Below are 23,848 nucleotides of genomic sequence, written 5' to 3'. Positions count from 1 at the left end.
TTGTACAATTCATTGCTGTTTCATCCGGCGTTTCACATCAGCAAGTACAACCTCAAAGAAACCTTACAGGAGAACACCATGCAGCATCGCGAAGACTTTAATAGCCTGGTTGGTAGTACAGAAGACAGTACGACGGTCAACCGTCGCAGTTTTATACAAACTGCAGTCGGTGTCGGCTTTGCCGCAGCGGTTGCTCCGGTATGTGCGCAAACCATGATCAAGACTGACCGTGCCGGTTTGACGGATGGTGTCGCCAAGCTGACAGTGGCTGGCGCAGAAGTGCCGCTGTATTTTGCCAAGCCTGAAGGCAAGAGCAATTTGCCGGTGATCTTGGTGATCTCCGAGATTTTTGGTGTGCATGAACATATTGCCGACGTTGCACGACGCTTTGCCAAGCAGGGCTATCTGGCGATTGCGCCTGAACTGTTTGTACGCCAGGGTGATGCCAGGAATGCCGCCAGCGTGGCCGAGCTGATTAAAGAAATTATTTCCAAGGTGCCTGATGCACAAGTCATGGGCGACCTGGATGCGGCCGTGGCCTGGGCTGGTGGCAATGGTGGCGATACCAAGCGCCTGGGCATCACTGGCTTTTGCTGGGGTGGCCGCATCACCTGGCTGTATTCTGCCCATAATCCGAATGTCAAAGCGGGCGTGGCCTGGTACGGCAAGCTGGTGGGCGATGCATCGGCACTGACACCCAAACACCCTATTGATATCGCATCCAATCTTAAAGCTCCAGTGCTGGGTTTGTATGGTGCCAAGGATCAGGGTATCCCTGTTGAGTCTGTCTTCAAAATGGAAGTGGAACTCAAGAAAGGTAATAGCAAATCAGAATTCAAGGTTTACGAAAATTCTGGTCATGCCTTTAATGCGGATTATCGCCCCAGCTATAACGAAGCTGATGCCAAGGATGGCTGGAACCGCGCCCTGGCCTGGTTCAAGGCGAACGGCGTAGTTTAATTCATACCTTTTGATCAATATTCGCTGACTCATATCTGATTCATCACTTCTGATTATCTCCGCAGGCCCGGCACACGCCGGGCCTGCAGTTTCACCCATCATCAACTTTACCCAAGGACCATCATGCACACTTATGACTATGATTTATTTACGATAGGTGCTGGCTCTGGTGGTGTGCGGGCCAGTCGTTTTGCTGCACAGTATGGTGCGCGCGTGGCGGTAGCAGAAGCTGGTCCGCTCGGTGGCACTTGCGTCAATGCCGGTTGCATACCAAAGAAACTGATGTCATATGCCGCCCATTACCATAGCGACTTTGCCGATGCTGCGGGTTTTGGCTGGAGCATGGGTGAGCAGCAGTTTGACTGGGCCACATTGATTGCCAACAAGGACAAAGAAATCGCCAGGCTCAATGGCATCTATGGCCAGATCTTGACCAATGCCAAGGTGGACATCATCACTGGTCATGCACAGATTGCCGATGCGCATACCGTCATCGTCAATGGCAAAAGCTATCGCGCCAAACATATCCTGATTGCTACCGGTGGCCACCCGGTCAAGCCTGAGTTGCCAGGTAGTGAGCTGGGCATCACTTCGGATGAATTCTTTCACCTGCCTGCCCTGCCACGTAGTGCCGTGGTGCAGGGTGGTGGTTATATTGCAGTCGAGCTGGCCTCTATCCTCAATGGCCTGGGCTGCCAGGTCACGCTGGTACAGCGCGGCCAGCAAATCTTGCGCAGCATGGACGCAGACCTGGGCCATTTCCTGATTGCAGAAATGCGCAAGAAAGGCGTCGAGATTGCACTTGATACCAGCATCGTGTCCATCACCGCTGATGACAGTGACACACAAAATAAACGCGTGACACTCAGCGATGGCCGCACGCTGGACAGTGACTGCATACTGTTTGCCACTGGCCGCAAACCCAATGTCAAGGGCCTGGGGCTGGAAAACGCAGGCGTGTTGGTGCGCGAGAATGGTGCAATCATCGTCGATGAACACTTTGCCACCAATGTAGACAGCATCTACGCTATAGGCGACGTCATCGACCGCATGGCACTGACACCAGTGGCACTGGCCGAAGGCATGATCGTCGCCGCCAACCTGTTCCAGCACGGGCGCAAGCTGATGTCATATGAAAACATTCCCACAGCCGTATTCAGCCACCCCAACGTGGCAACCCTGGGCATGACAGAAGCCAGGGCACGTGAAAAACATAAACATATCAAAATCTTCAAGAGCGAATTCAAGGCATTGAAACACACCCTGTCAGGCTCTACCGAACGCTGCCTCATGAAGATGATCGTCGACGCCGACACTGACCGTGTACTAGGCATGCATATGGTAGGAGCAGATGCAGGAGAAATCATCCAGGGCTTTGCCGTCGCCATGCAATGCGGCGTGACCAAGGCACAAGTAGACGCCACCATAGGCGTGCATCCGACGATTGCAGAAGAGTTTGTGACGATGAGGACGGCGGTGGTGTAGGTGTAAGTAGCTGTCCGGTCAAAGAGATATTTTTAGAATCTCTTTGACCGTTTAACCAGATGTATTTCTGCTTTGCAAATACCAGCAGCAACTTACGCCAACACCTTTGAATCTAAATTCGTGATGGCGTTTTAATTCAGCGTCTGGTACTGAAATAAATTGGATCGGCATGTGTGGCAATGCCTCCGATTACTTCGTTAAGCGGAGCGACGCCGGCTAAGAAATGTATAAATGTACGACCTGCTCCCTGCTTCTGCATTTGCGGTTTTTTTTGTTCATGTGTGGCTGTTAATTTTAACGTTCAAGCGTAAGTGGAAATCACTTCGGATTACACTCTTGAGCCAGGCAAAAAAATGCGACATTAATGCGTAGTATTTTTTGCAGATTCTTTGCTTCATTCGTTCAATGAGATTATTTTTTCCCAAAATTAACGAGAGATCATTTTGAAGATATTCACTTTTTCAATCTTGTTAGCATTTTTTTGTGGTCAATTGTTTGCGGCCGACAATGTAACAAATTCAAAAATTGAAATGCAAGGCGTAGGACTTAAATCAGTTCTGCCTAATGGATTTAAGCATCCGCGTTTAGGAACGTTTCTAATAGACGATACTGGTACAACCGGGATCACCGTAATTGCAGCGCAAATCACTAAAGACTATGCTGATAGGTTCCGGGAAAGTCAGAAATATTCGTTTCCAAATCCTCCCGAATTGTTTTCAAATGGAAAATTGCAAGGGCAACTCTATAAACGTTCCAGAGACGGAACCATCGGAAATTGGGATGGCGTTTGGCTAAGCGTCACCAAATCTAATATGCAATTAGACGTGATTGTGTCTAATCAGGGCCCAAAAGAGAAATCGTCTGAAATCTTCAAACGAACGCAACTTTTTTTAGACAATTTGGAATGGGATGAAAGTAAGCTGGACAGTGAAACAGCGTTCGGAGCGAGGCTCGCCATTCCTGGGATGGTTCCAGTAAAAAAAGTAATTGGGGCATCGACCTACAATAAAAGCGGGGAGATTGGGGACTTTACACCCAACATGCTAATTAACGCACTCCCTTTTCCTCGGGCGCTAAACGTCACAGAATTTACAAAATTGTGTACAGATTCATTGAGTCGCGTGTTTGAAGGAAAGAAGCATGATGGGCCGCATACAACTACTAAAGGTAGCATAAGTGTTTGCGATGGATGGGGGCCTGATGGAAGAGGCAATACCAGGTATGTTGCGGTAGCGAATCTTCAGACTGGTAACGTCATGAATGTGATCGGGTATATTCCCCTACCAATGAATACCCTTAATACATCACAGATAAGAGACGCAATCCTCGATCTTAAATTATTGCGTTGAACGGAATCAGTTATGCGATTTCCGAAACTAAATATCGGGACTAAGTGGCGCTAGGCAAACAGAACGCCAGCGCGCTTTCCTACTAAGGAATTCACAGCAAACGTTGAACGAGAAAATTGGGGCAGGCCTTACATTAGGACATTTCCAAACATAAGAAAATGTATAGATGCAAGACCTGGCCCCAGTTTTTGAATCTCATCTTTTTTGTGTGCACCGTGTATCCAGTTTGCCTAATTTTTTTCGCTGATAGAACGCGGGCGACCTGCATTAATCTACTGGGTTAAAAATCACCTTTACAAGCTTATTTTCCAACTCAAAAAAACTAATTTTATCTAAATGTTCAGGATCGTATAGCGGTGCCAGCGCAATCAATTTTTGACAAGTAAAAAATATCCTTAACTGTAAAAAAGAAAAGGCAATCCAATCAAGTATTGAAGAATTGGACACATCAGTCCAACGAGCAAGATAGTGCCGAAACAACTTTACTTCCGCACGAGCCATGATGATCGCAACAGCGCTCGCTCTATCTGCGTTTTCAAGAATTTGAAAAATTTCCCGGTTACTCGTCTTTTTTTGGAGAGGAAGATTCATTATAAAATAAAGTAATTTCAAAAAAAGACGCAAATTTCTTAAAAAAATTTGCAACCTTTCAGACAAACTTCCGCTAGCAAAGTCTCCCATTACACTTTGTTAATCGAAGCTACACGAGCTGGCATGAGGTAGCGACGCATCACACCTGCAATTACGCTGCAACAAACGTATCTAAGCGCCCTACTCATTATCAAGTCCTGGAAATGCGATCACTTGCGACAGCATGTGCATAAGCTGTCTGCGTTCAGATGTATTATCACTACCTGTCTCTAGCATTGCGGTACATCGATGCGCTACATATTGTGCATATATCCGACAGGCTGACTCAATGTCTGCAAGAGAAAGTTCACTCAAATTTTTAATTACAAAACCAGGGAGTAAAGCCATGGAAAATGCATCGACCTTCGAGTAATTCTTGAGGTCTATAATGGTATTTCGTCCGGCATTTCTTTCTAATTCCTGACGAAAACTATCATAAACCATCGCGTCATTTGGATCAAAATCGGTGGGCCATTCATCGTCACAAGTTTCGCCTATGGCATTGAGCCGCGCAATTTCTTGAGTCAAACCAGAAATCATCAACTTTGAAATATTTGGAGGAATGGTGAGCATTTGAAATGTCTCCGTGACAGGAATGCAGCTTGCATTGCCAATGCATCAACTGTGATGATAAACCAGGATGGTAGCAACGTAGGATAAACGCACAATACTGGCAGAATGCTTTAGAGGCCCTTGTAATTCATTCTTATCCCAATCCCAGTTCTCATCGATCCAGATGAAGCTGTTTCAGCCTGACTTATAGACCAAATATCTTTCGATCACACTGCAGTCTATCTTCCTCTTTTTCCAGTTTTTCACATTGGCGAATACGTGGTTTTAATTCTGTCAGTTCGGTATATTTTTGATTGTTCTCTATCGCCGCGCATTTCCTTAAGTTGTACACATAAATATAGGTAGTGTCGACGTCAGGATTTTCAAAAACCTCGTTAATTATTGTTGGCATTACCCGCAATGTAAGCTTGTCATTCTGCAATCCATTTTTGACGAGAGCGCTGACACTTTCTTTTGACATTCCCTTGTTTCTGGCGACGGCAACATTGGATGCTGACTGTCCGATATTTTCGCATAGAGGCACTCGCTTCAATGGATCCCATGCAGACCGTGGGTTTCTTTCGAGGTAGTTGGCAATATAGCGCGTATCTGCATTTTGTCCCTTGTAATGCGAGCAGGCATCAACAATTGTAGCTTGAGTCGCGCCACGCTTGATGGTTTGATCTGCATAAATAAGCTCATAGATTTTGCCAACAACCGCGATGTATTCAGACAGCACGTTTGCTGGAATTTTAAGATGACGATTCATTGATGCTTTGACCATGTTGAATGCAACCTCCTTCGGCATTGCAGAATCACGTCCGTCTACTGCTAAGTCTGCATACATATCCAGGTTAGAACAAACTTTCAAGGTTTCTTCATTGACAGGAGGTTGGCTGCTTTGGTCTGCTGCCTGTATGGAAAATGGAGACAACATGCTCAGGATAAAAAAGAGAGAAAGTATTTTATTTTTCATTTTCTTGAATACCAGGTTTAAAAATAGTCAGGCTAATTAACACCACATAGCTGATCCCGACGAAAAAGCAGCACATGAATGCCAGTGATTTATATATATTAATGCAACTGCGCAAAGATAACATAAATGAAACAGTATTTCTTAAGCTGTTTTTTCAAGGTCTTATAGAGAGCAGCAATCTGCTGCCTGCGCGTCTTGAGTAAATCCACATGCGTACAATTCTGCTCAGTTTGCTTCACCTCTCCGCGATGTAGATAGCGATTGAAGATGATAGCCATGGGTATCACATGCATAGCTTATGCGATGCATGAATAACATGTATACGAAAGAGCAGATACGATTCCCGGTCACACGTCCCTTTATTCCAGAAACCTTAAGCTTGCGGTTGAGGACATGGCAATGCCGAGAGATTGCACAGCATGATCTTGACGACAGCTTCATGCATCAACTGGATCACCCCTGAAGAAGTGGCCGTGAAGGAATTGCCCATCAACCGGGTCCCGGTGATAGTTATAGTTGAAACACCGGTTCGGACAACGCACGTCGAAGAGCGTAGGAGAATCATGAACATGCAAGGAAGTTGAGCATATCGGGCAAACTGCATTTACAGGCTCTTGCTTTGCAATGCGCTGACAAAGGGCCTCTATCCTTTGACCTTGTTCCTGATAGCGTTCGCGACGAGACACTGTCCATAGATAGAATGGCTTGTTCCTGCGTGTGGAAAAGCTTTGATCCCTGGCATTGAATACCAGCTCGATCTTTATGCTATCGTCCCCAGATTTGCGATGGAACGAGAAGTCAAAATTGTAGATGTCACGGACCAAACTGTTAGGACCACAGTATTTTTCATCGTCATAACTGGCAAGTAAGGTACCACTGGTGGAGTCAAAGGGATGCTCTACCTGAGGCAGCAAGTGCTGCTCCAGGAACTTGCTGAACGCAAGCTTGAATTCTGCACTTGTTGACTGAGAGTGATATGCACTGGCAAATGGGCCGAATTGTATGCTTGAAAAAGCTGGATGCATTCCTGATACCTGATGTCAAATAGGGTAAAAATCTGGCCTGATAAGTTTACATGCCCAAGAAATATGGCTGGCAGTTCACAGCATTTTTTCTTGAACTTGATATGGCTCGCCTGCGCTGCATATTGTTGATTATTCCTGATTTTTCCTGATGGCGATGCGCACCTCTTTACTCATTTAATCCATTGCATATAGCCAATCTCGTTTAATCTGCATCGGCCATCAATTTCCATCATCATTTTTACGGCATAATTTTTTGATAGATACGTCCAGTGACCTGATTATAAATCCAGATCTGTTCCAGCTGAAAAACCAGAGCACTACCGGTATAGGTTGATTCTGACATAGACCCTACTGTAGGGCTTATTACACCATCGTAATTTTGTATAAATTGTGGCACCAGACGTCCAACAAAAAGAGTTTTTAATCTGCCTTTGGCCAGGCGTGCCTCATCAGCGGGAATATTGAAACTAAACTTATCTCTGTAATCATGCTTATTTCGCTGCCATGAGCGGGTATTGGCAATATTCAAGGCACAAACCCGGTAGGCATAACGAGTAACATGGACAGAAATGCCTGACTCAGTTCTGGCCTGGCCTTTACTAATGCCGGTATTGGTTTCTTCCAGAATCTTGCTACGCAATAGTTGGGTTTTGTCGCTACTTAACTGCTGATCACCCGCGAATAGAAATGAACCAGTCATCTGACTTTTATCGGCATCATAATTGACATCAGACGGCCTGATATGATGTACAAACGCCAGTGTATCTGACAAGCGCAACTGGCCGTGCAAGACGGGGTTATTCATTTGTGCGATCCGGCTTTGGTAATCTGAACTTGATTCAAATTCATCTTTGCTCAAACGCAGTTTTTTGACGTCTGCAGCTATCTCTGCACATAGATGACCGGTATAAGAAGGATGCAATGCATCAAGCTTGTCATCAAGGGCAGTCAAGGCGCGAGGGGCATTGCCTGCGTTAAGGCGTATGACGAAATCCGGATCACTCATAGGGTGCCCTGGACCATATGTCTGAGCACAGGCAGATAACATCAACAGTGCGGATATGCTAAAAATACGATGTGCTGTTTTCATGGTCGGGAATGGTAATAGGAAAATAGATTATGAATTAACATTAACATTGACATTGACATTGACATTGACATTGACATTGACATTGACATTGACATTGACATTGACATTGACATTGACATTGATTATAGCGATGGAACAATACAGTTCGGCGAATAATGCACATCCCGATGTTGACAATAGAACCAACTTGATTTGCAGAAAACCCCGCAATATGTTTTAATTTGCAACCTGGTTGCAAATTCCTGAGGCTTAAAATTCATTCCACGCTGTTATCCATCCTGTTTGCTACCACGATTGCTGGTGTCTTGAGCATCACTGCGGCTGCCATTTTTTCGTTTTCACTGCTCTCCAAAGTCGTAGAGCGCATGGTCAGTCTGTCGGTGGGCATTATGCTATCCACTTCTTTGCTGCATGCTTTGCCTGAAGCTTTTGAGTCGGGTGCAGATCCGCGCACGCTGTTTGCCTGCCTGCTGGGCGGCTTGCTGGCTTTTTTCTTGCTGGAAAAATTCGCCATCCTGCGCCATTCACATCACCATGAAGGCGATGGGCATCATCATGAGCATGGCCATGATGCGCATGAAGCGGGCAAGGCTGGCTGGATGATACTGGTGGGTGATGGACTGCATAATTTCACCGATGGCATTTTGATCGCGGCGGCTTTTCTGGCCAACCCCAAGCTGGGTCTGGTGACCGGCCTGGCCATCATCGCCCATGAAATTCCACAGGAGATAGGTGATTTCATCGTCTTGCTGAATGCCGGTTTCAGCCGCATGCGCGCTTATATGTATAACCTGATCTGCAGCATGATGGGGGTGGTTGGTGGCGTGCTTGGCTATTACACGCTGGAAAGCGCCAGCGGCATGATCCCGTATGTGCTGGTGTTTGCGTCTTCGGGGTTTATCTATATTGCGGTCAGTGATTTGATGCCGCAGATGCAGAGACGGGCGACCTTGAAAGAGACAATACCACAGGTTATTCTGGTGTCACTGGGGGTGGTGCTGGTGTTGTTTGTGACTAGTCACAGGTAGTTATTGAAAATTCGCAGGTCTCGTAGGTTGGGCTACGAGGTATCAGCCCAACACTGGGCCTCCATCAACGTATACGTCATTTAAACGCCCAGTGTTGGGCTGGTGAAGCGTAGCCCAACCTACGCATATCATCGGCTCAAACTCTATTCAACGCTCCACCGGCCTGCTCGTATCCGCACACCACTCACTCCACGATCCAGGATACAAGGCAGCACCTTGCAAACCCGCCACTTCCAGCGCCAGCAAGTTATGGCAGGCGGTCACACCTGAACCGCATTGCATGATGGCCTGGCTAGCATCGCCAACGATGGCAGACCATTCTTGCTGCAACTGATCTGCGGGTTTGAAACGGCCATCGGCTTGCAGATTGTCTTTGAAGAAGCGGTTTTTGGCACCAGGGATATGGCCGCCGATCGGATCAATCGTTTCATTTTCGCCGCGGAAACGGTCAGCCGCACGGGCATCGACCAGTGTTTTGGCTGCGCTGCTGATGTTTGCCAGCACCTGGCTGACATCGACTGTGCCCACCAGTGTTGCCTGTTCGCTGATATTGCCGCTGCGTGCAGCAGGCACTTCTGTCGTGACTGGCTGGCCTGTTGCGATCCATGCTGGCAAGCCACCGTCAAGCACGGCCACGGCCTTGTGACCTACCCAGCGCAGCATCCACCACAGGCGTGCAGCAAACATGCCGCCGTGGGCGTCATAGACGATGACCTGGCTGTCATTGTTGATGCCCAGAGCTTGCAAAGTGGTGATGAAGCTGGCTTTTTCAGGCAGGGGATGGCGACCGCGGAAGATGCCATCTGCACCAGTTTTGGCAGCCGACAGACGCTGGTCCAGATGGACGAATTGTGCGCCGGGGATATGGCCCTGGTCATAGGCTGCCTGGCCTGCCTTGGTGTCCATCAAATCATGGCGGCAATCCAGCACGACCCAGTTGGTGTCGGCGATGTGGGATGCCAGCTCTGTTGCACTGATCAATGTTGTGTACATCTTGGTCTCCTGAAAAAAAGATGATGATTATTCTGAACTGATGGCATCGCCAGGTATGGATTTGCGATTGGTTTTGGCATTATAGAATGTTGCGATCAGGCCGCTACATAAAATCACAGCGATACCCACCCAGCTTAACCAGGCCAGGCTGACTTTCCAGATCAGCAAATCCCATACACTGGAAAACACGATGCCGACATATTGCAGGTTGGCTGTGACCAGGGTATTACCGAGACGATAGGCACGTGTCATGGCCATTTGCGCGCTGGCGGCTGTCACGCCTATCGCCAGCAAGAGCATGATGCCCTTGCTGTCGAGATGATGCCAGGTGACATCGCCCGCTGCGGCATAGACTGATTTGCCTATCAGGGCACCCAATAAGCCAGCCACGGCGCAGGTCAGGGAAAAATAAAACACGACACGGTATTCAGGCTCGCCCAGCAAACCCATTTGCCTGACCTGCATATACGCCCAGGCTGCCAGCATGCCCGATAACAGGGCCAGCATGCCTCCCATTACCTGGTCAGTATGTATGCTGGGGCGCAGCAGCAAGACCACGCCAGCGAAGCCCATGAGAATGGCAGCAACCGGTTGCCAGGTGATGCTGCGCTGCTTGCCCCACCATGCGCCGATGAGCAAGATGGCGGCGATCCAGATGGGTGACATGTAATTCAGTGTCACGGCCATTGCCAGCGGCAATTTGCCCAGGGCATAAAACCATAACCACAGCGAGATGACGCCCACACCCCCGCGCACCAGGTGATGGCGAGGCATGTCTGTTTTTAAAGTGCCACCCTGGAACCTGACCAGCATGGCGATCATCAGCATACCTATGGCACCGCGATAAGCGACAATTTCAGCGGTGGAGTAATCAACCGATGCCAGCTTGACGCAGACACCCATGATGGAAAACAGAAAGCTGGCAACCAGCATCCATAAAGACTGCATAAAAACTCAACTCCAAACTCAACTCCAAAAAATAAGGGAGGCACGGGCCTCCCTTAAAATTCTACATTACACTGCAATTTTTCTTCGGTACCATTCATGGAAGTGCTGCATGCCATCTTCCATAGGTGATTGGTAAGGGCCGACTTCATTGACGCCACGGTCAAACAAAATCTTGCGCCCGGCATCCATGCGCTGGCCTATCTCGTCATCCTCGACGCAGGTTTCCATATAGGCTGCACGTTCAGCCTCTATGAATTCGCGCTCGAACAAAACGATCTCTTCAGGATAATAAAACTCAACCACATTGCGGGTCTTGCCTGTGGCAGTTGGCCACAGGGTCGATACCACCAGCACGTGCGGATACCATTCAACCATGATGTTGGGGTACAGGGTCAGCCAGATTGCGCCATACTTGGGTGCTTCGCCATCACGGAACTTCAGCACCTGTTCCTGCCAGCGCTGGTAAGTGGGCGAGCCAGATTTTTGCAAGCCTTTATGCACGCCTACGGTTTGCACGCTGTAGTCTTCGCCGAATTCCCATTTGAGGTCATCGCAAGAAACAAAGCTGCCAAGGCCAGGGTGGAAAGGCTCGACGTGATAATCTTCCAGATAGACTTCAATGAAAGTCTTCCAGTTGTAATCGCATTCATGTACTTCTACATGGTCCAGCATATAGTCAGTGAAATCCAGATCCTCGGTGACACTGAGTTTGGACATGCGTTCCATGACGTTGTAGCCGTTTTGCTCGAACAGCAGGCCATTCCAGTTTTGCAATGGCGTGCGCTGCAAATTCAGGCAAGGCGTGTCGGCAAAATGCGGCGCACCGATGAGCTCACCCTTGAGGTCATACGTCCAGCGATGCAGCGGGCAGACAATATTATTGGTATTGCCGCGCCCATTGAACATCAATGCCTGGCGGTGACGGCAGACATTCGACATCAGTTCTATGCCTTGTGCGTTACGCACCAGCATGCGGCCTTCGTTTTCGGCAGCAAGCGTGGCAAAGTCGCCGACGTTGGGCACCATGAGTTCATGGCCGACATAACGCGGACCAGAATGGAATAAATCTTTGATTTCGCGCTGTAACAGCGTTTCATCAAAATACACGTAAACCGGAAGTTGCGCGTCAGAACGCGCGAGTGTAGACAAAGAAGCCAGATCGGACATCCCCACCCCCCAAATTAATTTGCACCAACCTAAGAGAGAAAGAATCCACAAAAACCTGTTCCGTAAGGATTTTCAATCCCAACGAAAATTCAAACGATCAAACGACTTGAAGAGGAAATTTTGGACAGAACCGGGGATTATACCTGAACTTTAAAAAATTGCTCTAAAAGCTTGGCTAAATGATATAAAAAGACCAAGCATCTCTCTATTGCCAGCAATTTTTGTGGCCACCAGGTCCGTAAATCCAGCGGCCAGCATGCAGCGTGAGCAATGCAATTTGCATAAATCCTGCATTACAGCGGCGTATTTTGCATAAATTCTACGACAGGCTGGTCTTATCATTTTGCTCTGATGTGGATGCCCGATGTGGAAGTCGAATATGAAAGACTGATATGAATGACATGAAGGCATGCACGAAATCCATGACCGCACATTTTATTAACATGCATATACGTTTAGCGACCCCTGCAGATGCTACAGATGCTGCAGCCATACTCGCCCTGACTATTCTTTTTCGCAATCATCTTGAGCGCACGCAACCGACTGATCAAGAGTTTGCCGATTTCATACCGCGTTTGCTGGCATCTGAAGATGCCAGTTTTTTTCTGAGCTATGTTGATGATGAGGCTGTGGGCTACACCCTGTTGCATTACCGCGATTCAATGTGGGTGAATGGCAAAGAAGCGACGGTGGAAGATCTATTTGTTGACCCTGCCAAACGCAAGCATGGCATAGGCCGTGCACTCATCGCTTTTGCACTGGAACATGCCCAAGCAGCAGGATGTGTCTCTGCCTGCCTGGACACGAATGAATTCAATCTTGCCTCGACAAAAATTTATCGCGACCTGGGTTTCAATGAGCATTCGCGACGCTGGAATGGCAGGCAAGTGTTTTTTCGCAAATCGCTGGGCTCTTGACAATGAATGCGCAGCTTCTGGAATTTTTTAATCTGATCATGAAAGCCCCTATGCCATATCGATTACTGCTTGCCATGGTATTTGCGGCACTGACAATATCACTGCCCGCCAGTGCCGATACCATGGTCACACGCACAGGCCCAGCTAGCAGCATAGTCTCAAATGCGATCTGGGTGGGAGACCACCTGTATCTGTCGGGAGAAATCGCCACGCCGACAAAACCAGAAGGCAAACCCGAGGCCAAGCCTGTCATCACCGGCGACACCCAGACACAAGCCATCAGCACCTTGAAGGCCATACAAAACAGCTTGCAACAGCAAGGTCTGGACATGGCTGATATTGTGCAGATGCGCGTCTATCTGGTGGGTGACCCCAGGCTGGGTGGCAAGATGGATTTTGCTGGCTGGAACCAGGCTTACCGCCAGTTTTTTGGCACGCCTGAGCAAGCCAATAAACCCGTGCGCACGACAGTGCAGGTTGCCGCACTGGCGCTACCGGAAGCCCTGGTAGAGATAGAAGTCATGGCAGTCAACACCGGCAAAACCTGTGCAACTGGACAGACACCATGCAAAGCGATTGGACAGGCAGCTAGTGGCTTGCAGCGAGGCTCTTGTCGCCAGCAAAATCTCCCAGGCTGCCGCCCTGCAAGACCGTTTGCAAACGCTGTAAAGACAAGGCAGATTCTGCTGTAATACGACGGCGCAATACCAGGAAATTCAAGACCTTGAGCGCCAGATTGGGCAAGTCATAATGGAGATGACGCTCAAACAAAGTGCCGCCGTTTGCCGTGGCTGAGAAATGATAGCTGACGGTCAGGCTGGCACCGTTATCGACTTTTGCCTGGCCAGTCCAGCGTTGGGCGTTGACGAACTCGGTCACAGTCCAGACCAGGTGCCCGGTACGGCCACCAGCTTGCACATCTTCTTCAAAGCCAGTACCGATGCTGGCTATGCCTGCATTATTTGTGTAGAGCTTTAATGAAGATGGATGCCAGTCTGGCCAGTGGCTGGGAGCGCAAGCATAATCAAATGCCTGCTGAACAGGGACTTGTATCTCTATGGCATGGTAGATATGTGTGCTCATGGCTTGCTCTTGTCTCCGGTTATTTTTAAATCAATCTAACAGGGCTTACGCAAAATTGTCCCAACAAGGCTATCGCTTCAGGAAACATCCCTTGTAAGGGATGTTCGTTACGTTGGCGGACAACATGTTGTCCGAAATCCCAACTACACCGCAGCGACGAAGACAGTACTTTAGTACCGAATTTTACTAACTGCTGGCGCTGCAACACAGTTGGGGCGGTTTTGCGTAAGTCCTAACTAAGTTCTGTCGAGGGCAGCGCGAGTGTACGCCTCCACATTGTCGAGCAGTTTTTCAGTGGCGGCGACGGCTGCATCAGCATCGCCACTGGCAATCGCCTCTGCCAGGTCGGCATGCGTCATGGCGGTGACATGCAGGATGTCTTCAAACTGTGACTGTATCTTCCAGAAGCGACGTGACAAGGCATGCATACGTTGCAAGGCCGAAACCAGGAATTCATTGGCAGCGACTTCAAACACCAACTGGTTAAAGGCGCTGTCTGTTTCACTGAGAATGAATTCATCGGCCTTGCTGGCAGCTTCGCGAAAACCATCTGCCAGCGCAAGAAAACGGGCGCGTTCATCCTTGCTGGCCTTGCGGGTGGCGATGCGTATCAGGCTGCCCTCCATCGCACGCCTGGCTTCTATCATGCGCATCTGGCATTGCAGATCTACTTCACTCACTATCATGCCGCGCCTTGGCAAAACCTTGACCAGCCATTCTTGTGCCAGCCTTTGCAATGCTTCACGCACCGGTGTGCGGCCAAGGTCAAGATAATCACAGAGTTCACTTTCAGTAATCGCCTGGCCGGGCTTGAGGTCCAGTGAGACAATGCGCAATTCCAGCAAACGATATGCGCGTGCTGCCTGCGATTCATTTTTGATGAGGGGGAAGAGCTTGCTGAATTCTGTTTTATCCATGGCCTGACGTAATAAGTAATGATTGCCGCATCATATTTTGTTTAAATCCACAGGCGCAAGCTGCTGGCCGACAGGCTCCAGCGGTGCCTGCACATGTGGCACTGGCGGCTCCATGCCCAGCTCTTGATAACGCCTTGCCACTTCTGGCTTCAGGTGCCGTGAACCATAGCCATTAAAGATCGTCCCCAACAAGCTGCGCCGCAAATCCGAGGTGCCGAACAGCCAGTCTGCAAAGGGAAAAGTCAGGTTCATATTGTATTCTGTCATCAGCGCCTGGGTGTGGTGCACCATGTGATTGCGGCGCATGGTATTGACCAGCGGCAGATGCCTGACCAGTGCGCTTTCATCGACATGACAAAGAAAGTGCATGGCTTCATACCAGAGATAAAAAGCAATGGCCGTGGCAAACACGATAGAGCCCAGATTGCGCCCCGCCAGCAAGGCGCACAGCAAACCCAGCAAGACGCTTTGGACAGCAATCATGACAAAGGCATAGGCCGGGAAAAACACGATGCGGTATTCACGCGTGCTGGCCACCCGCATTTCTTCATGGGTGAAGTAATGATGATGTTCTTTGGTATGGCGATGCCAGATGAGTTGCGACAAGCGATTCTTGCCACGTTTATGCAAGCGGTTTTTATGCACATACCATTCATTGACATTGGCAAACAGCAAGGTCGCTGGCACACCCAGCCAGGCCCAGCCTGCCCCCTGCACCTGGGTCAGGGCAAGGACGATGAGGCTAAAGCCCAGCCCGAATACAAACAGGCCATGCAGGACGCCATGGTAATAGGGGCTGGTGGCAGCCTGATACTGGCTGCGGAATGCGCGTTGCTTCTCATCCATTTCTCACTCCCGGAAAAACCATCAATGTAGAACAACTGATATATCACAAGATCATCATACACATTTTCTGGAAATTGCGCAGGGATTTTGCCGGACTGTTTTTTATTGCCTTCGCGTTTTGGGCAAGCAGTAATCGCTGCGCGCAACTGTCGCAACACAAGCTTGCAAGCAAAAAATCGGGCGCAAATCAGGTGCAAATCGGACGCAAATCCGACACAAATAAGATGGACATGCGCAGGAAACAAATACGCGCCTGGCGCAAGAAACTCTGTTGCGAAGAGCCTACAGTTTGTTCCCCGTCAAAAACCACGCCTGCACTTTAGTGAATTTCATCTAAAACATTCTCTTTTCCATACCTATGCCTGCATTTACAGAGGGCATATAAATGATTTAACAATTTTCGGCGTGGCTGCCTGCGTTAAAAAATATCCACGTTATTCATTTTCTCCCTCTTTTTATGCTGCATAGCAACTTGCTAATCAAGCGCGGGAAACCTAGCCTGAGCTTGCCATATCAAGACCCGCTCACAGAAGCAGGCACATAGGCACCGCTGCGTTTCATTTCAACGATAACAATGAAAGAGACAAAATGAAAAAACACATGGTGAAGAAAGTAATGATGCTAGTCATGGCCCTGATGGTGTTACCAGCACCGTCCTGGGCTGCAGGTTATACGGAGACAAAATATCCTATCGTGCTGGTGCACGGCCTGTTCGGGTTCGACAAGATTGGCCCGGTAGATTACTGGTATGGAATTCCCTCAGCCTTGCGCAGCGATGGTGCCAAGGTCTATGTCACCCAGGTATCGGCTGCCAACAGCAGTGAAGTCAGGGGTGAACAATTGCTGACCCAGGTCAAGCAAATCCTGGCCGTTACTGGCGCAGCCAAAGTCAACCTGATAGGACATAGCCATGGTGGCCCCACCATACGCTATGTTGCTTCTGTCAGGCCTGACCTGGTGGCATCAGTAACCTCAGTGGGTGGCGTGAATCGCGGCTCCAAGGTAGCGGATGTATTGCTGGGGGTAGCTCCAGCCGGTTCGATACCCAATGCAGTGCTGGTTTCCATCACCAATGGCCTGGGACAGATCATCAGCTTCCTGTCGGGTAGTCCGACCATTCCACAAAACTCACTGGCCGCAGTCAACTCTCTGAGCACGGCAGGCACACTGAAGTTCAACGCCAAATACCCTGAAGGCGTACCAACGACAGCATGTGGTGAAGGTGCCTACACGGCACGTGGCGTGGCTTACTACTCATGGAGCGGTGCCAAGCCTTACACCAACATACTCGACATTCTGGACCCTGCCCTGGCCCTGACTTCACTGGCTTTTGGCGGTGAAAAAAATGACGGACTGGTGGCCAGTTGCGCGACCCACCTGGGCAAGGTGATACGAGACGACTACGCGATGAACCACGTCGATGAAGTAAACCAGACCATAGGCCTGGTCAATATTTTTGAAACCAATCCGGTCACGCTGTATCGCCAGCATGCCAACCGTCTGAAAAATCAGGGTTTATAAAATATATATAAATCTTGTAGCAAAATCAGGACTTGTCACACATTGTCATTACAAAAAGTAGTAAGCTAATTTGTAATTGCATATGGCAAGGCAAGTCCGCAAAGTAACAGGAAGTACATCTGAAAAAGGAGCGGGAGTCTATGAGAACAGCCAATCTGGCATTTGCCGGCGCGACGGCTTTGGTCGTCGCGGTTTTTTTTATTTTTACCTCTCTGCAAACCGAAGAACAGAGCGCCCCCATCAAGCAACGCAAGATGGATAACAGCTTTGATTTTGTACGCTCGTTTGAAGGCACTGCCCAGGATGGCAACCTCAGTCGCGATGGCGGTAGTGAGTTGCAAGTCAGCGCAGAATTGCGCCTGCTATTCGATTATTACCTGACCGCCACTGGCGAAAAACAACTACCTGAGATACGCGCAGAAATTGAAAGAGTGCTCGATCAGAAACTCAGTGCCCAGGCCGCCCTGCAAGCCAAGAATTTGCTGGCCCGCTACATCCAGTACAAGCAGGCGCTGGTGAGCGTGGAAACCAATGCGCAAAACATCAGCATGAACAAAACCAGCATGGCCGCAGCCGCCCGCCAGCGCTGGTCTGCCATGCAGCAAACCCGTCAGCGTTTTTTCAGCGAAAAAGAAAACCAGGCCATGTTTGGTTTTGATGACGCCTATGACATGGATGCCCTGAACCGCATGGATGTCGCTGAAAACACCAGCCTCAATCCCGAACAAAAACAGGCGCAACTGCAAGCCCTCGACGATGCCTTGCCAGCCGCACTGAGGGAAGAAAAGAACGCCCCCTACCAGGTCATACGCCTGGAAGAACAAGCCAGCCAGCTGCGCGCCAATGGTGCCAGTGATGCCGACATCTACAACATGCGCGCCACCGCCACCTCACCAGAAGCCGCCACCAGACTGGCCGAAGTCGACCGCGAAGAAGCCATCTGGAAAGCTCGCATACAACAATACCAGGAACAAAAAAACAAGCTCAATACCGAAATGGCCTTCCACAGCGCGACAGAAAAACAGGCAGCGCTGGACCAGGTGCGCAAGCAGTATTTCAATGCGGATGAGCAGCGCAGGTTACCTGCGTATGAGTGAGTTATGAGTGAGGCTGGATCAGAGAAAACAGCCATCCTCCTCGTCAGAGGGAGACGGACATTGTGTGATGGTGGTCAGCTGTACAACAAGAAAACGCCTTAAGGAGCGACTCCAATTTTATATGTTGGCACTTTCTCGTTTGTCACTAAAACTGCAATTTCATCGTCAAACGTTCTGTCACCCATAGGAGCAAAACTCACTATCCATCGACCATTGAATTTCTTTTTACTCTCTTGCCATTCCGAATAATAAGTAAATGAAAGATTGACGAGCACAAATTTTTTCATATTCAGTCGCCTCTCTTTCGCCAGAAAGTTCTTTGCAGATTCTACGACTTCACTCGCTCTCATAATCGGGACTCTACTATCCAAAGCCTCTGCACTGACCGGAGGTGCTGCCATCGCAGCGCTCAGATAGAACAACTGCGCCAGCATTATTGTGGGCAAAAGAAATTTCACTGACCTAACTTTCAAAAAATAAACAAAATATCTAGAACTCATTTCATAAATAGGATGAGATGCGTTTGTCTCATAACGTGGGCTGGCAAGGCGGACGAGGCAGTCAATAGCTTGCCTATTGACAACGAGTTCAACGCAGTCCAGCACGCGTTATGAGGCAAACCCTTCGGGAACTGACGATTTGGGCGCAATGCTGCGCGTAGTGAGCCACCCCGCCCTCGCTAAGGCACCAGCCTTAGCAGCGGGTCACGCCTTGCACTGCATCCCAAATCGTCTTGTTCGCACTCACCCTATTTATGAAATGAGTTCTAAACACATCAGACCCTGACTGCCCAAGAGCAAGCCTGAGCAATTACACATGCTGATCAAACAGCAAAGGGTTGCATCAGGATCAATCACTATAAAATGCGCAGGCCATGAGCCTGCTTCATCTGCCTGCTCTGCCGTCAGGCATCTGCATACTTCTTCAATATTGTTTCGTCATCAGGGGCGGCAGAAATGTGAAGTAATACTGTGTGCAATAATTCTACCGTAGGATGACTCGCATGCATTTTGGCAAACTCGAACACTTCTTCCAATGTGTAATTTTCGAACCACGAAGTAGGTAAGAAACTGTCTTCCGGATAATCTCCGAAGTCATATTTCTCCATATGACACCAATCTACGACATCGTCCCACAGTGCGCACTCCCTGCCCCAGGCAATCATACACAGACATCCGGTATCCACCAGCCAGCGGCTGATGGTCGAGCGCCATTCAGGGGTTACATCAGTCTCTACCATGACGATGGCGGCGTAAGGGTAAAGTGCTGAAATGTCAGCAGGGTCAGTACCCGGCACGAGGTGAATATAAACGGGACTATTTGTCATGGCAAAAGACGCTCTCAACAGTTGGGCTTTGAAGACCAGCGCGGTGCGGCTTTGCCGATATTGCTTATGGCTAAAGTCGCTTTTCCCTTGATGATATCGGCACAACTGATATCTGCTTCCAGTACATCTTCATCGCGCCAGACCGGATTAACAAATTGTGCCATCACCATGACAGGTTCGTTCTTCACTGGAGTGCTGAGTATGCCTGCGTATCCCTGCCACAATTTTTTCCCGTACAGCTTGTAGACTGTCCAGTCTTCACCATCAAGACCACTTTGCTGTTCTATAGCGAGAAATTTCTTCCCTTTTGGTGACATCAAGATCGTATGACCGGCCTTGAAAGTCTTGCCGTCACTGTGACGCAAGATAATGCCACTGAATAATGAATCTACGTTGTGCCCTATCAGATGTACTTTTTGTGTGGCGCTATATCCACAGTAAAACCAGTGTGTGCCTGCCAGAGCCTCATGTGGTGGCTGGTCAATAAACCGCTCCACACCTTTGGCATGCTTCACTTCCAGCGTGTGTGCATCTACCCTGCTTACTTTTGCCGGATGTTGCTGAATCAGTTCATGCTCGACTTCGGGGTAAAGCATGGCTTTCTGGCAGCTCAATTGCTGATCCGCGGCATGGGAACTGCTTACCCATAATGCGGCGAGAAGAAGGTAAAAAAATTTCATAGTGAAAAATAAGGAACAAGTTGCGGTGTAAGCATGCTTTTGAGATAAGCAGATGGCCCGCACAGGGTTCTTCAAGGCAGGGATTGAAGAGATGCTGAGTGTGCCATCTTAATCAGTTTCCAACAAGGCAATGCAAGCTGCAGATGGCAGATATTGTTGACTGGGTTTATAAGGCGGTGAAAATCACACCAGCCCGAGTTCTTCTTCAGCCTCTTGTTCATCTGGCGTATTTTCCAGAGCTTCCATGAGGGCGCGATCGACGACTTTTTCGAGTTGCAATATCTTCGCGCGTTTTTCGCGGAAGGTTTGTTCGAGTTCTTCGGCGGTGACCTGGAAAGTTTTTTCCTTGTCGCCTGTTGTGAAGATATACAGGCTGCGCATGGGGCTGACCCAGGCGAGTTTGACCTTGTTGGTGCCGCCGGTTTTTTTGGTGAATTCCAGCCAGACGCCGCGTTCCAGTTCGGTAACGGTGTCGACATGCTCATCCGGTGGCGGCGGTGGTTCTGCTTCGGCCTTGCTTTCGGCTTCTGCCCGTTTTGCCAGGCGGCGTTCGGCAGCTTGTTGGGCGACTTCGACTGCGATTTCGATCTGGCGTTCTGGTGACAGGTCCAGCGGTGCGCGTACGATGGAGGCATGGCATTCTGCCAGGTCGGCAAAGAATTGCACGCGGTCGGCATCTTCCCACTTGATCAGGCTCAGCCATTTATTGAGACGAGCCAGGATGGCGGGCAGGCGGTTCAGCAATTCCTGGCGCTGTTGCAGGGTGAGCTTGGGCTGCACACTCCAGATCAGGTCATCCATGGTCTTGATGGCATCTTCTACTGCATAAGGCTTTTCTTCCTTGACGCTGTAGGCCAGGGTCAGTACCTTGGTCCAGCGGTTTTCAAGGAAGGTTTCGACAAAAGCAACAACTTCGCCAGTACCCACACGCAGAGATACTTCATTGGTTGCTGCAATGCTGGCCTGTTTGACTTTTTCTTTTTTCAGTGCCGTTTTGATTGGCGCCTGCAAGGCTTCAGCGGCTTCTTTTTCTTCTTTCTGGATGAAAGATTCGAGGTCGTTGACGACTTCATCAAACAGGGCGATTTCCTGGTCAAACTCTTGCTGTACGCGATGTACATTGCGCTGCATGGTCTGGAACAGCGGGTCTTGCTGGCCTTTTTTCTGATCCCAGGCCAGGCTGTAACGCGACAGCAATTCAATCATGCGGCGAGCCGGATGATTTTCCTGGAAAAAGAATTCCTTATCCATCAAGGCAGCCTTGAGGACAGGGATTTGCAAGACCGAGATCAATTCCTTGATCTGGGTAGGAATGGCCTGATTGCGGAAAACACTGTCAAACACTTGTGACAGCAGATCCAGGGTATTTTTTTCTATGCCGGTATTGGCCAGTTCTGGCATTTGCTCGCGCATTTGCGACAAGCGCAAGACGTCTTGCGCACCGGCCATCATTTGCTGTAACTGCACGCTTTTTTGCAAGCCAGCCAGCTTCTGGAATAATTCTGTACGGGCGATACTTTGCGGCTCACCCGCCTGGGCAAAACCAGAATAAGGAGTACTGGAAGACGCATCTTGCCCAGCATTCATGGCCCCGCCAGCACCGCCGTGTCCATGATGGCCGCCAGGGCCACCAGCACCACCCTGTCCGCCACCTGTATGCCCACCACCGGCAAATTGTCCACCCGCGTCATTCGACGCGCCAGACTGGGCATTGCCAGACAGGAGGTTTCTCAGTTTTTGGTTAACATCAGGTGCTGCGTCCTTGCGCTTGTCAGAATTGCGGCTGCGGCGTATGCGGAAGGACTCATGCAAATCAGGCAGTATGCCTTTGGCAATCAATGCTTCATTGAGCGAATTCAAAATCGGTTCGAGATCAAACAGGATATCCGCACGCAAGAGTGGCAAGACCAGCTCATGGGTATTCACATCAGGATCAAATTCGCACCAGGCAGAATAAATCGTATGGAGGAAAATCTCAGGACGGAAAGGGTTTTGCGCAATGCTCAGTGCCTCATGGTCCATCAAGTGGGCAAAGCGCATATTCAATGCGGCATATTGCTCAGCACTATCGAGTTCCAGAGTGCGGCCAGCCCGGCTCAAAGCCAGCTTCTGGTCCATTTCTTCATAGGTGACCAGCGTCAGTGTGGCATCGAGATTGTTGGCAACGGCTTTGACACCTTGTAGCAGAGCATCAACTTCCTTGCGGAAAACAGCTTCAAATGCACCAGAGGCCAGGTAGTAGAAGGCATAGCCATTCTTTTTGAGCAATTGCCCGGCTGCAAAGCTCAGGCTTGCTTCACGCGCATCCATGCTTTGTTCGGAAAGCGCCAGGAAGGCATTCGCGAGACGGGCAGAGAAGGCATCGATTTGTGATGCCACCAGGTGGTTCGCCAGCGGGATCAGACCGCGCAAGACCGCATCGCGGGACTGCATGGCAGTACCGGTGGGCTTGGCTTGGTTGACGGGCGTTGACATGGCGGCAATAAATTCGGTTTTTTTGCTAAGGTAATAATTTCAATCAATATAGAGAAACGTAATTCACTGCCTTGGGCAGCATTCCAGCAATTCGATTACAGCAAGCAACAAATTTGGCTCAAGAGTTGCATACAATTACGACAAACTCATGACTTGGAAGCAATTATTTCAGTTTCTGAAACTTTGTTGACAAGCTGCTTACCTGCACAAGAATTAATCAAAAGGGATGACCGTACTATATACCGTTAATTTCCACATGGAAATGTTTGAAACGCAATTTCGGCAAAATTTAAGTATAGCTTGTGAATAAATCCAAAACTGCAACAGCTTCGAACAAACTCCCTAAAATTGCTTATCAGGATTGCACTAAACAGTAAATTTCTCGGGATTGCACTAAAATAGCAGGTTGAACTCTGTTTACCTTATTTTTCACGCCGATTTTTACGTTTGGTTTCACTTTTTTTTGTTAACGGCGCGAAACAAACATTTCTTTATGACAAAAAAACAAGCAACTGCAAATCTCTCTGTTCCAGCCCATTTGGAAGGTCTTTCCTTTGAAGATGCCATGGCTGAATTAAATAAGCTCGTCGGCAGCATGGAGGCAGGCGAGCTGCCGCTTGAAGCCTCTGTAAGTGCTTACCAACGAGGCTCAGAACTGGTGAAATATTGTGCAGCCCAACTTGAAAAAGTAGAGCAACAAGTCAAAGTGCTGGAAGCGGGCATGCTCAAGCCCCTGGCCGATTCCGGCGCGCAGGGTGGTAACAATGGCGGCGAGGATTAAG

The 23,848-nt window shown here is 49.1% G+C and carries 25 protein-coding genes; 9 read left to right on the top strand and 16 right to left on the bottom strand.

Annotation, left to right across the window (positions count from 1 at the left end; all coding sequences use genetic code 11):
• The first annotated feature begins 78 nt into the window (after positions 1-78).
• The 3 genes from DFR42_RS24475 (at position 79) to DFR42_RS24465 (ending at position 3,794) form a co-directional block, all read left to right on the top strand.
• The gene (locus tag DFR42_RS24475) at positions 79-960 is read left to right on the top strand and encodes a dienelactone hydrolase family protein (protein ID WP_110257735.1); all 882 of its coding nucleotides are present in this window, start codon (positions 79-81) and stop codon (positions 958-960) included.
• Positions 961-1,083: 123 nt separating this feature from the next.
• Entirely contained in the window at positions 1,084-2,445 is a 1,362-nt protein-coding gene (gene gor, locus DFR42_RS24470) for a glutathione-disulfide reductase (RefSeq protein WP_110257686.1), read from the top strand.
• Positions 2,446-2,888: 443 nt separating this feature from the next.
• Positions 2,889-3,794: a hypothetical protein gene (locus tag DFR42_RS24465; protein WP_146218960.1), complete on the top strand. Its 906-nt coding sequence runs from the start codon at positions 2,889-2,891 to the stop codon at positions 3,792-3,794.
• Between the two features lie 267 nt (positions 3,795-4,061).
• On the opposite strand, the gene DFR42_RS24460 is transcribed toward DFR42_RS24465, so the two are convergent.
• From DFR42_RS24460 to DFR42_RS29935, 6 genes are all read right to left on the bottom strand, one after another.
• The gene (locus tag DFR42_RS24460; protein WP_110257684.1) at positions 4,062-4,475 is read right to left on the bottom strand and encodes a hypothetical protein; all 414 of its coding nucleotides are present in this window, start codon (positions 4,473-4,475) and stop codon (positions 4,062-4,064) included.
• A 90-nt stretch (positions 4,476-4,565) separates the two neighbouring features.
• The gene (locus tag DFR42_RS24455) at positions 4,566-4,997 is read right to left on the bottom strand and encodes a hypothetical protein (protein ID WP_146218959.1); all 432 of its coding nucleotides are present in this window, start codon (positions 4,995-4,997) and stop codon (positions 4,566-4,568) included.
• A 184-nt stretch (positions 4,998-5,181) separates the two neighbouring features.
• The gene (locus tag DFR42_RS24450) at positions 5,182-5,952 is read right to left on the bottom strand and encodes a hypothetical protein (protein WP_110257682.1); all 771 of its coding nucleotides are present in this window, start codon (positions 5,950-5,952) and stop codon (positions 5,182-5,184) included.
• A gap of 437 nt (positions 5,953-6,389) precedes the next feature.
• Positions 6,390-6,977 (bottom strand): hypothetical protein, encoded by a 588-nt coding sequence (locus DFR42_RS24440; RefSeq protein WP_110257680.1) that lies wholly within the window; start codon positions 6,975-6,977, stop codon positions 6,390-6,392.
• Between the two features lie 238 nt (positions 6,978-7,215).
• Positions 7,216-7,929 (bottom strand): hypothetical protein, encoded by a 714-nt coding sequence (locus tag DFR42_RS24435; protein WP_146218958.1) that lies wholly within the window; start codon positions 7,927-7,929, stop codon positions 7,216-7,218.
• A 394-nt stretch (positions 7,930-8,323) separates the two neighbouring features.
• Positions 8,324-8,455 (bottom strand): hypothetical protein, encoded by a 132-nt coding sequence (locus DFR42_RS29935; protein WP_281275196.1) that lies wholly within the window; start codon positions 8,453-8,455, stop codon positions 8,324-8,326.
• Here DFR42_RS29935 and DFR42_RS24425 point away from each other — a divergent pair.
• The gene (locus DFR42_RS24425) at positions 8,394-9,095 is read left to right on the top strand and encodes a ZIP family metal transporter (protein WP_245937075.1); all 702 of its coding nucleotides are present in this window, start codon (positions 8,394-8,396) and stop codon (positions 9,093-9,095) included. The genes DFR42_RS29935 and DFR42_RS24425 overlap by 62 nt on opposite strands.
• Positions 9,096-9,242: 147 nt before the next feature.
• Here the strand turns inward: DFR42_RS24425 and DFR42_RS24420 are convergent, their stop codons facing one another.
• The 3 genes from DFR42_RS24420 to DFR42_RS24410 form a co-directional block, all read right to left on the bottom strand.
• Complete coding sequence (locus DFR42_RS24420) at positions 9,243-10,088, bottom strand: sulfurtransferase (RefSeq protein ID WP_110257677.1); 846 nt, start codon at positions 10,086-10,088, stop codon at positions 9,243-9,245.
• Between the two features lie 27 nt (positions 10,089-10,115).
• The gene (locus DFR42_RS24415; RefSeq protein WP_110257676.1) at positions 10,116-11,036 is read right to left on the bottom strand and encodes a DMT family transporter; all 921 of its coding nucleotides are present in this window, start codon (positions 11,034-11,036) and stop codon (positions 10,116-10,118) included.
• A 66-nt stretch (positions 11,037-11,102) separates the two neighbouring features.
• Positions 11,103-12,203 (bottom strand): aromatic ring-hydroxylating oxygenase subunit alpha, encoded by a 1,101-nt coding sequence (locus DFR42_RS24410; RefSeq protein ID WP_110257675.1) that lies wholly within the window; start codon positions 12,201-12,203, stop codon positions 11,103-11,105.
• Between the two features lie 443 nt (positions 12,204-12,646).
• On the opposite strand from DFR42_RS24410, the gene DFR42_RS24405 reads away from it, so the two are divergent.
• Together DFR42_RS24405 and DFR42_RS24400 are read left to right on the top strand one after the other, a co-directional pair.
• The gene (locus DFR42_RS24405; RefSeq protein WP_170133664.1) at positions 12,647-13,120 is read left to right on the top strand and encodes a GNAT family N-acetyltransferase; all 474 of its coding nucleotides are present in this window, start codon (positions 12,647-12,649) and stop codon (positions 13,118-13,120) included.
• Positions 13,121-13,170: 50 nt separating this feature from the next.
• Positions 13,171-13,812, top strand: coding sequence for a RidA family protein (locus DFR42_RS24400; RefSeq protein ID WP_170133663.1), 642 nt, complete (start codon positions 13,171-13,173; stop codon positions 13,810-13,812).
• Here DFR42_RS24400 and DFR42_RS24395 read toward each other — a convergent pair.
• The 3 genes from DFR42_RS24395 to DFR42_RS24385 form a co-directional block, all read right to left on the bottom strand.
• Positions 13,709-14,203: an SRPBCC family protein gene (locus tag DFR42_RS24395; RefSeq protein WP_110257672.1), complete on the bottom strand. Its 495-nt coding sequence runs from the start codon at positions 14,201-14,203 to the stop codon at positions 13,709-13,711. The two genes, DFR42_RS24400 and DFR42_RS24395, sit on opposite strands and share 104 nt — an antisense overlap.
• A gap of 236 nt (positions 14,204-14,439) precedes the next feature.
• A complete protein-coding gene (locus DFR42_RS24390) occupies positions 14,440-15,120 on the bottom strand; it encodes a GntR family transcriptional regulator (RefSeq protein WP_110257671.1) in 681 nt (226 codons plus the stop codon).
• Between the two features lie 30 nt (positions 15,121-15,150).
• Positions 15,151-15,966, bottom strand: a complete 816-nt coding sequence (locus DFR42_RS24385; protein ID WP_110257670.1) for a sterol desaturase family protein — start codon at positions 15,964-15,966, stop codon at positions 15,151-15,153.
• A gap of 588 nt (positions 15,967-16,554) precedes the next feature.
• On the opposite strand from DFR42_RS24385, the gene DFR42_RS24380 reads away from it, so the two are divergent.
• Together DFR42_RS24380 and DFR42_RS24375 are read left to right on the top strand one after the other, a co-directional pair.
• On the top strand, positions 16,555-17,487 hold the full coding sequence (locus DFR42_RS24380; protein WP_110257669.1) for a lipase family alpha/beta hydrolase: 933 nt from the start codon (positions 16,555-16,557) through the stop codon (positions 17,485-17,487).
• Positions 17,488-17,627: 140 nt separating this feature from the next.
• Complete coding sequence (locus DFR42_RS24375; protein WP_110257668.1) at positions 17,628-18,584, top strand: lipase secretion chaperone; 957 nt, start codon at positions 17,628-17,630, stop codon at positions 18,582-18,584.
• Positions 18,585-18,682: 98 nt separating this feature from the next.
• Here DFR42_RS24375 and DFR42_RS24370 read toward each other — a convergent pair whose 3' ends face one another.
• The 4 genes from DFR42_RS24370 to DFR42_RS24355 form a co-directional block, all read right to left on the bottom strand.
• The gene (locus tag DFR42_RS24370; RefSeq protein ID WP_146218957.1) at positions 18,683-19,042 is read right to left on the bottom strand and encodes a hypothetical protein; all 360 of its coding nucleotides are present in this window, start codon (positions 19,040-19,042) and stop codon (positions 18,683-18,685) included.
• 446 nt (positions 19,043-19,488) lie between these two features.
• Positions 19,489-19,911 carry a DUF7684 family protein gene (locus tag DFR42_RS24365; RefSeq protein ID WP_110257666.1) on the bottom strand — a complete coding sequence of 141 codons (423 nt, stop codon included), beginning with the start codon at positions 19,909-19,911 and terminating at the stop codon, positions 19,489-19,491.
• A 14-nt stretch (positions 19,912-19,925) separates the two neighbouring features.
• Positions 19,926-20,507, bottom strand: coding sequence for a hypothetical protein (locus DFR42_RS24360; RefSeq protein WP_146218956.1), 582 nt, complete (start codon positions 20,505-20,507; stop codon positions 19,926-19,928).
• A 267-nt stretch (positions 20,508-20,774) separates the two neighbouring features.
• Complete coding sequence (locus tag DFR42_RS24355; protein WP_110257664.1) at positions 20,775-23,066, bottom strand: DUF1631 family protein; 2,292 nt, start codon at positions 23,064-23,066, stop codon at positions 20,775-20,777.
• 493 nt (positions 23,067-23,559) lie between these two features.
• Between DFR42_RS24355 and DFR42_RS24350 the strand changes: the two genes are divergently transcribed.
• On the top strand, positions 23,560-23,847 hold the full coding sequence (locus DFR42_RS24350) for an exodeoxyribonuclease VII small subunit (protein WP_110257663.1): 288 nt from the start codon (positions 23,560-23,562) through the stop codon (positions 23,845-23,847).
• Position 23,848 lies beyond the last annotated feature (1 nt).

This window comes from Undibacterium pigrum, from assembly GCF_003201815.1.
GTDB lineage: Bacteria > Pseudomonadota > Gammaproteobacteria > Burkholderiales > Burkholderiaceae_D > Undibacterium > Undibacterium pigrum.
This window is presented reverse-complemented; position numbering and strand designations above follow the sequence as displayed.

Coding starts and splice junctions, on each gene's coding strand:
- DFR42_RS24475 (WP_110257735.1), top strand. CDS start 79: ATGCAGCATCGCGAAGACTTTAATAGCCTGGTTGGTAGTACAGAAGAC.
- gor (WP_110257686.1), top strand. CDS start 1,084: ATGCACACTTATGACTATGATTTATTTACGATAGGTGCTGGCTCTGGT.
- DFR42_RS24460 (WP_110257684.1), bottom strand. CDS start 4,475: ATGGGAGACTTTGCTAGCGGAAGTTTGTCTGAAAGGTTGCAAATTTTT.
- DFR42_RS24455 (WP_146218959.1), bottom strand. CDS start 4,997: ATGCTCACCATTCCTCCAAATATTTCAAAGTTGATGATTTCTGGTTTG.
- DFR42_RS24450 (WP_110257682.1), bottom strand. CDS start 5,952: ATGAAAAATAAAATACTTTCTCTCTTTTTTATCCTGAGCATGTTGTCT.
- DFR42_RS24440 (WP_110257680.1), bottom strand. CDS start 6,977: ATGCATCCAGCTTTTTCAAGCATACAATTCGGCCCATTTGCCAGTGCA.
- DFR42_RS29935 (WP_281275196.1), bottom strand. CDS start 8,455: ATGCCCACCGACAGACTGACCATGCGCTCTACGACTTTGGAGAGCAGT.
- DFR42_RS24420 (WP_110257677.1), bottom strand. CDS start 10,088: ATGTACACAACATTGATCAGTGCAACAGAGCTGGCATCCCACATCGCC.
- DFR42_RS24415 (WP_110257676.1), bottom strand. CDS start 11,036: ATGCAGTCTTTATGGATGCTGGTTGCCAGCTTTCTGTTTTCCATCATG.
- DFR42_RS24410 (WP_110257675.1), bottom strand. CDS start 12,203: ATGTCCGATCTGGCTTCTTTGTCTACACTCGCGCGTTCTGACGCGCAA.
- DFR42_RS24405 (WP_170133664.1), top strand. CDS start 12,647: ATGCATATACGTTTAGCGACCCCTGCAGATGCTACAGATGCTGCAGCC.
- DFR42_RS24400 (WP_170133663.1), top strand. CDS start 13,171: ATGCCATATCGATTACTGCTTGCCATGGTATTTGCGGCACTGACAATA.
- DFR42_RS24395 (WP_110257672.1), bottom strand. CDS start 14,203: ATGAGCACACATATCTACCATGCCATAGAGATACAAGTCCCTGTTCAG.
- DFR42_RS24390 (WP_110257671.1), bottom strand. CDS start 15,120: ATGGATAAAACAGAATTCAGCAAGCTCTTCCCCCTCATCAAAAATGAA.
- DFR42_RS24385 (WP_110257670.1), bottom strand. CDS start 15,966: ATGGATGAGAAGCAACGCGCATTCCGCAGCCAGTATCAGGCTGCCACC.
- DFR42_RS24380 (WP_110257669.1), top strand. CDS start 16,555: ATGAAAAAACACATGGTGAAGAAAGTAATGATGCTAGTCATGGCCCTG.
- DFR42_RS24375 (WP_110257668.1), top strand. CDS start 17,628: ATGAGAACAGCCAATCTGGCATTTGCCGGCGCGACGGCTTTGGTCGTC.
- DFR42_RS24365 (WP_110257666.1), bottom strand. CDS start 19,911: ATGACAAATAGTCCCGTTTATATTCACCTCGTGCCGGGTACTGACCCT.
- DFR42_RS24360 (WP_146218956.1), bottom strand. CDS start 20,507: ATGCTTTACCCCGAAGTCGAGCATGAACTGATTCAGCAACATCCGGCA.
- DFR42_RS24355 (WP_110257664.1), bottom strand. CDS start 23,066: ATGTCAACGCCCGTCAACCAAGCCAAGCCCACCGGTACTGCCATGCAG.
- DFR42_RS24350 (WP_110257663.1), top strand. CDS start 23,560: ATGACAAAAAAACAAGCAACTGCAAATCTCTCTGTTCCAGCCCATTTG.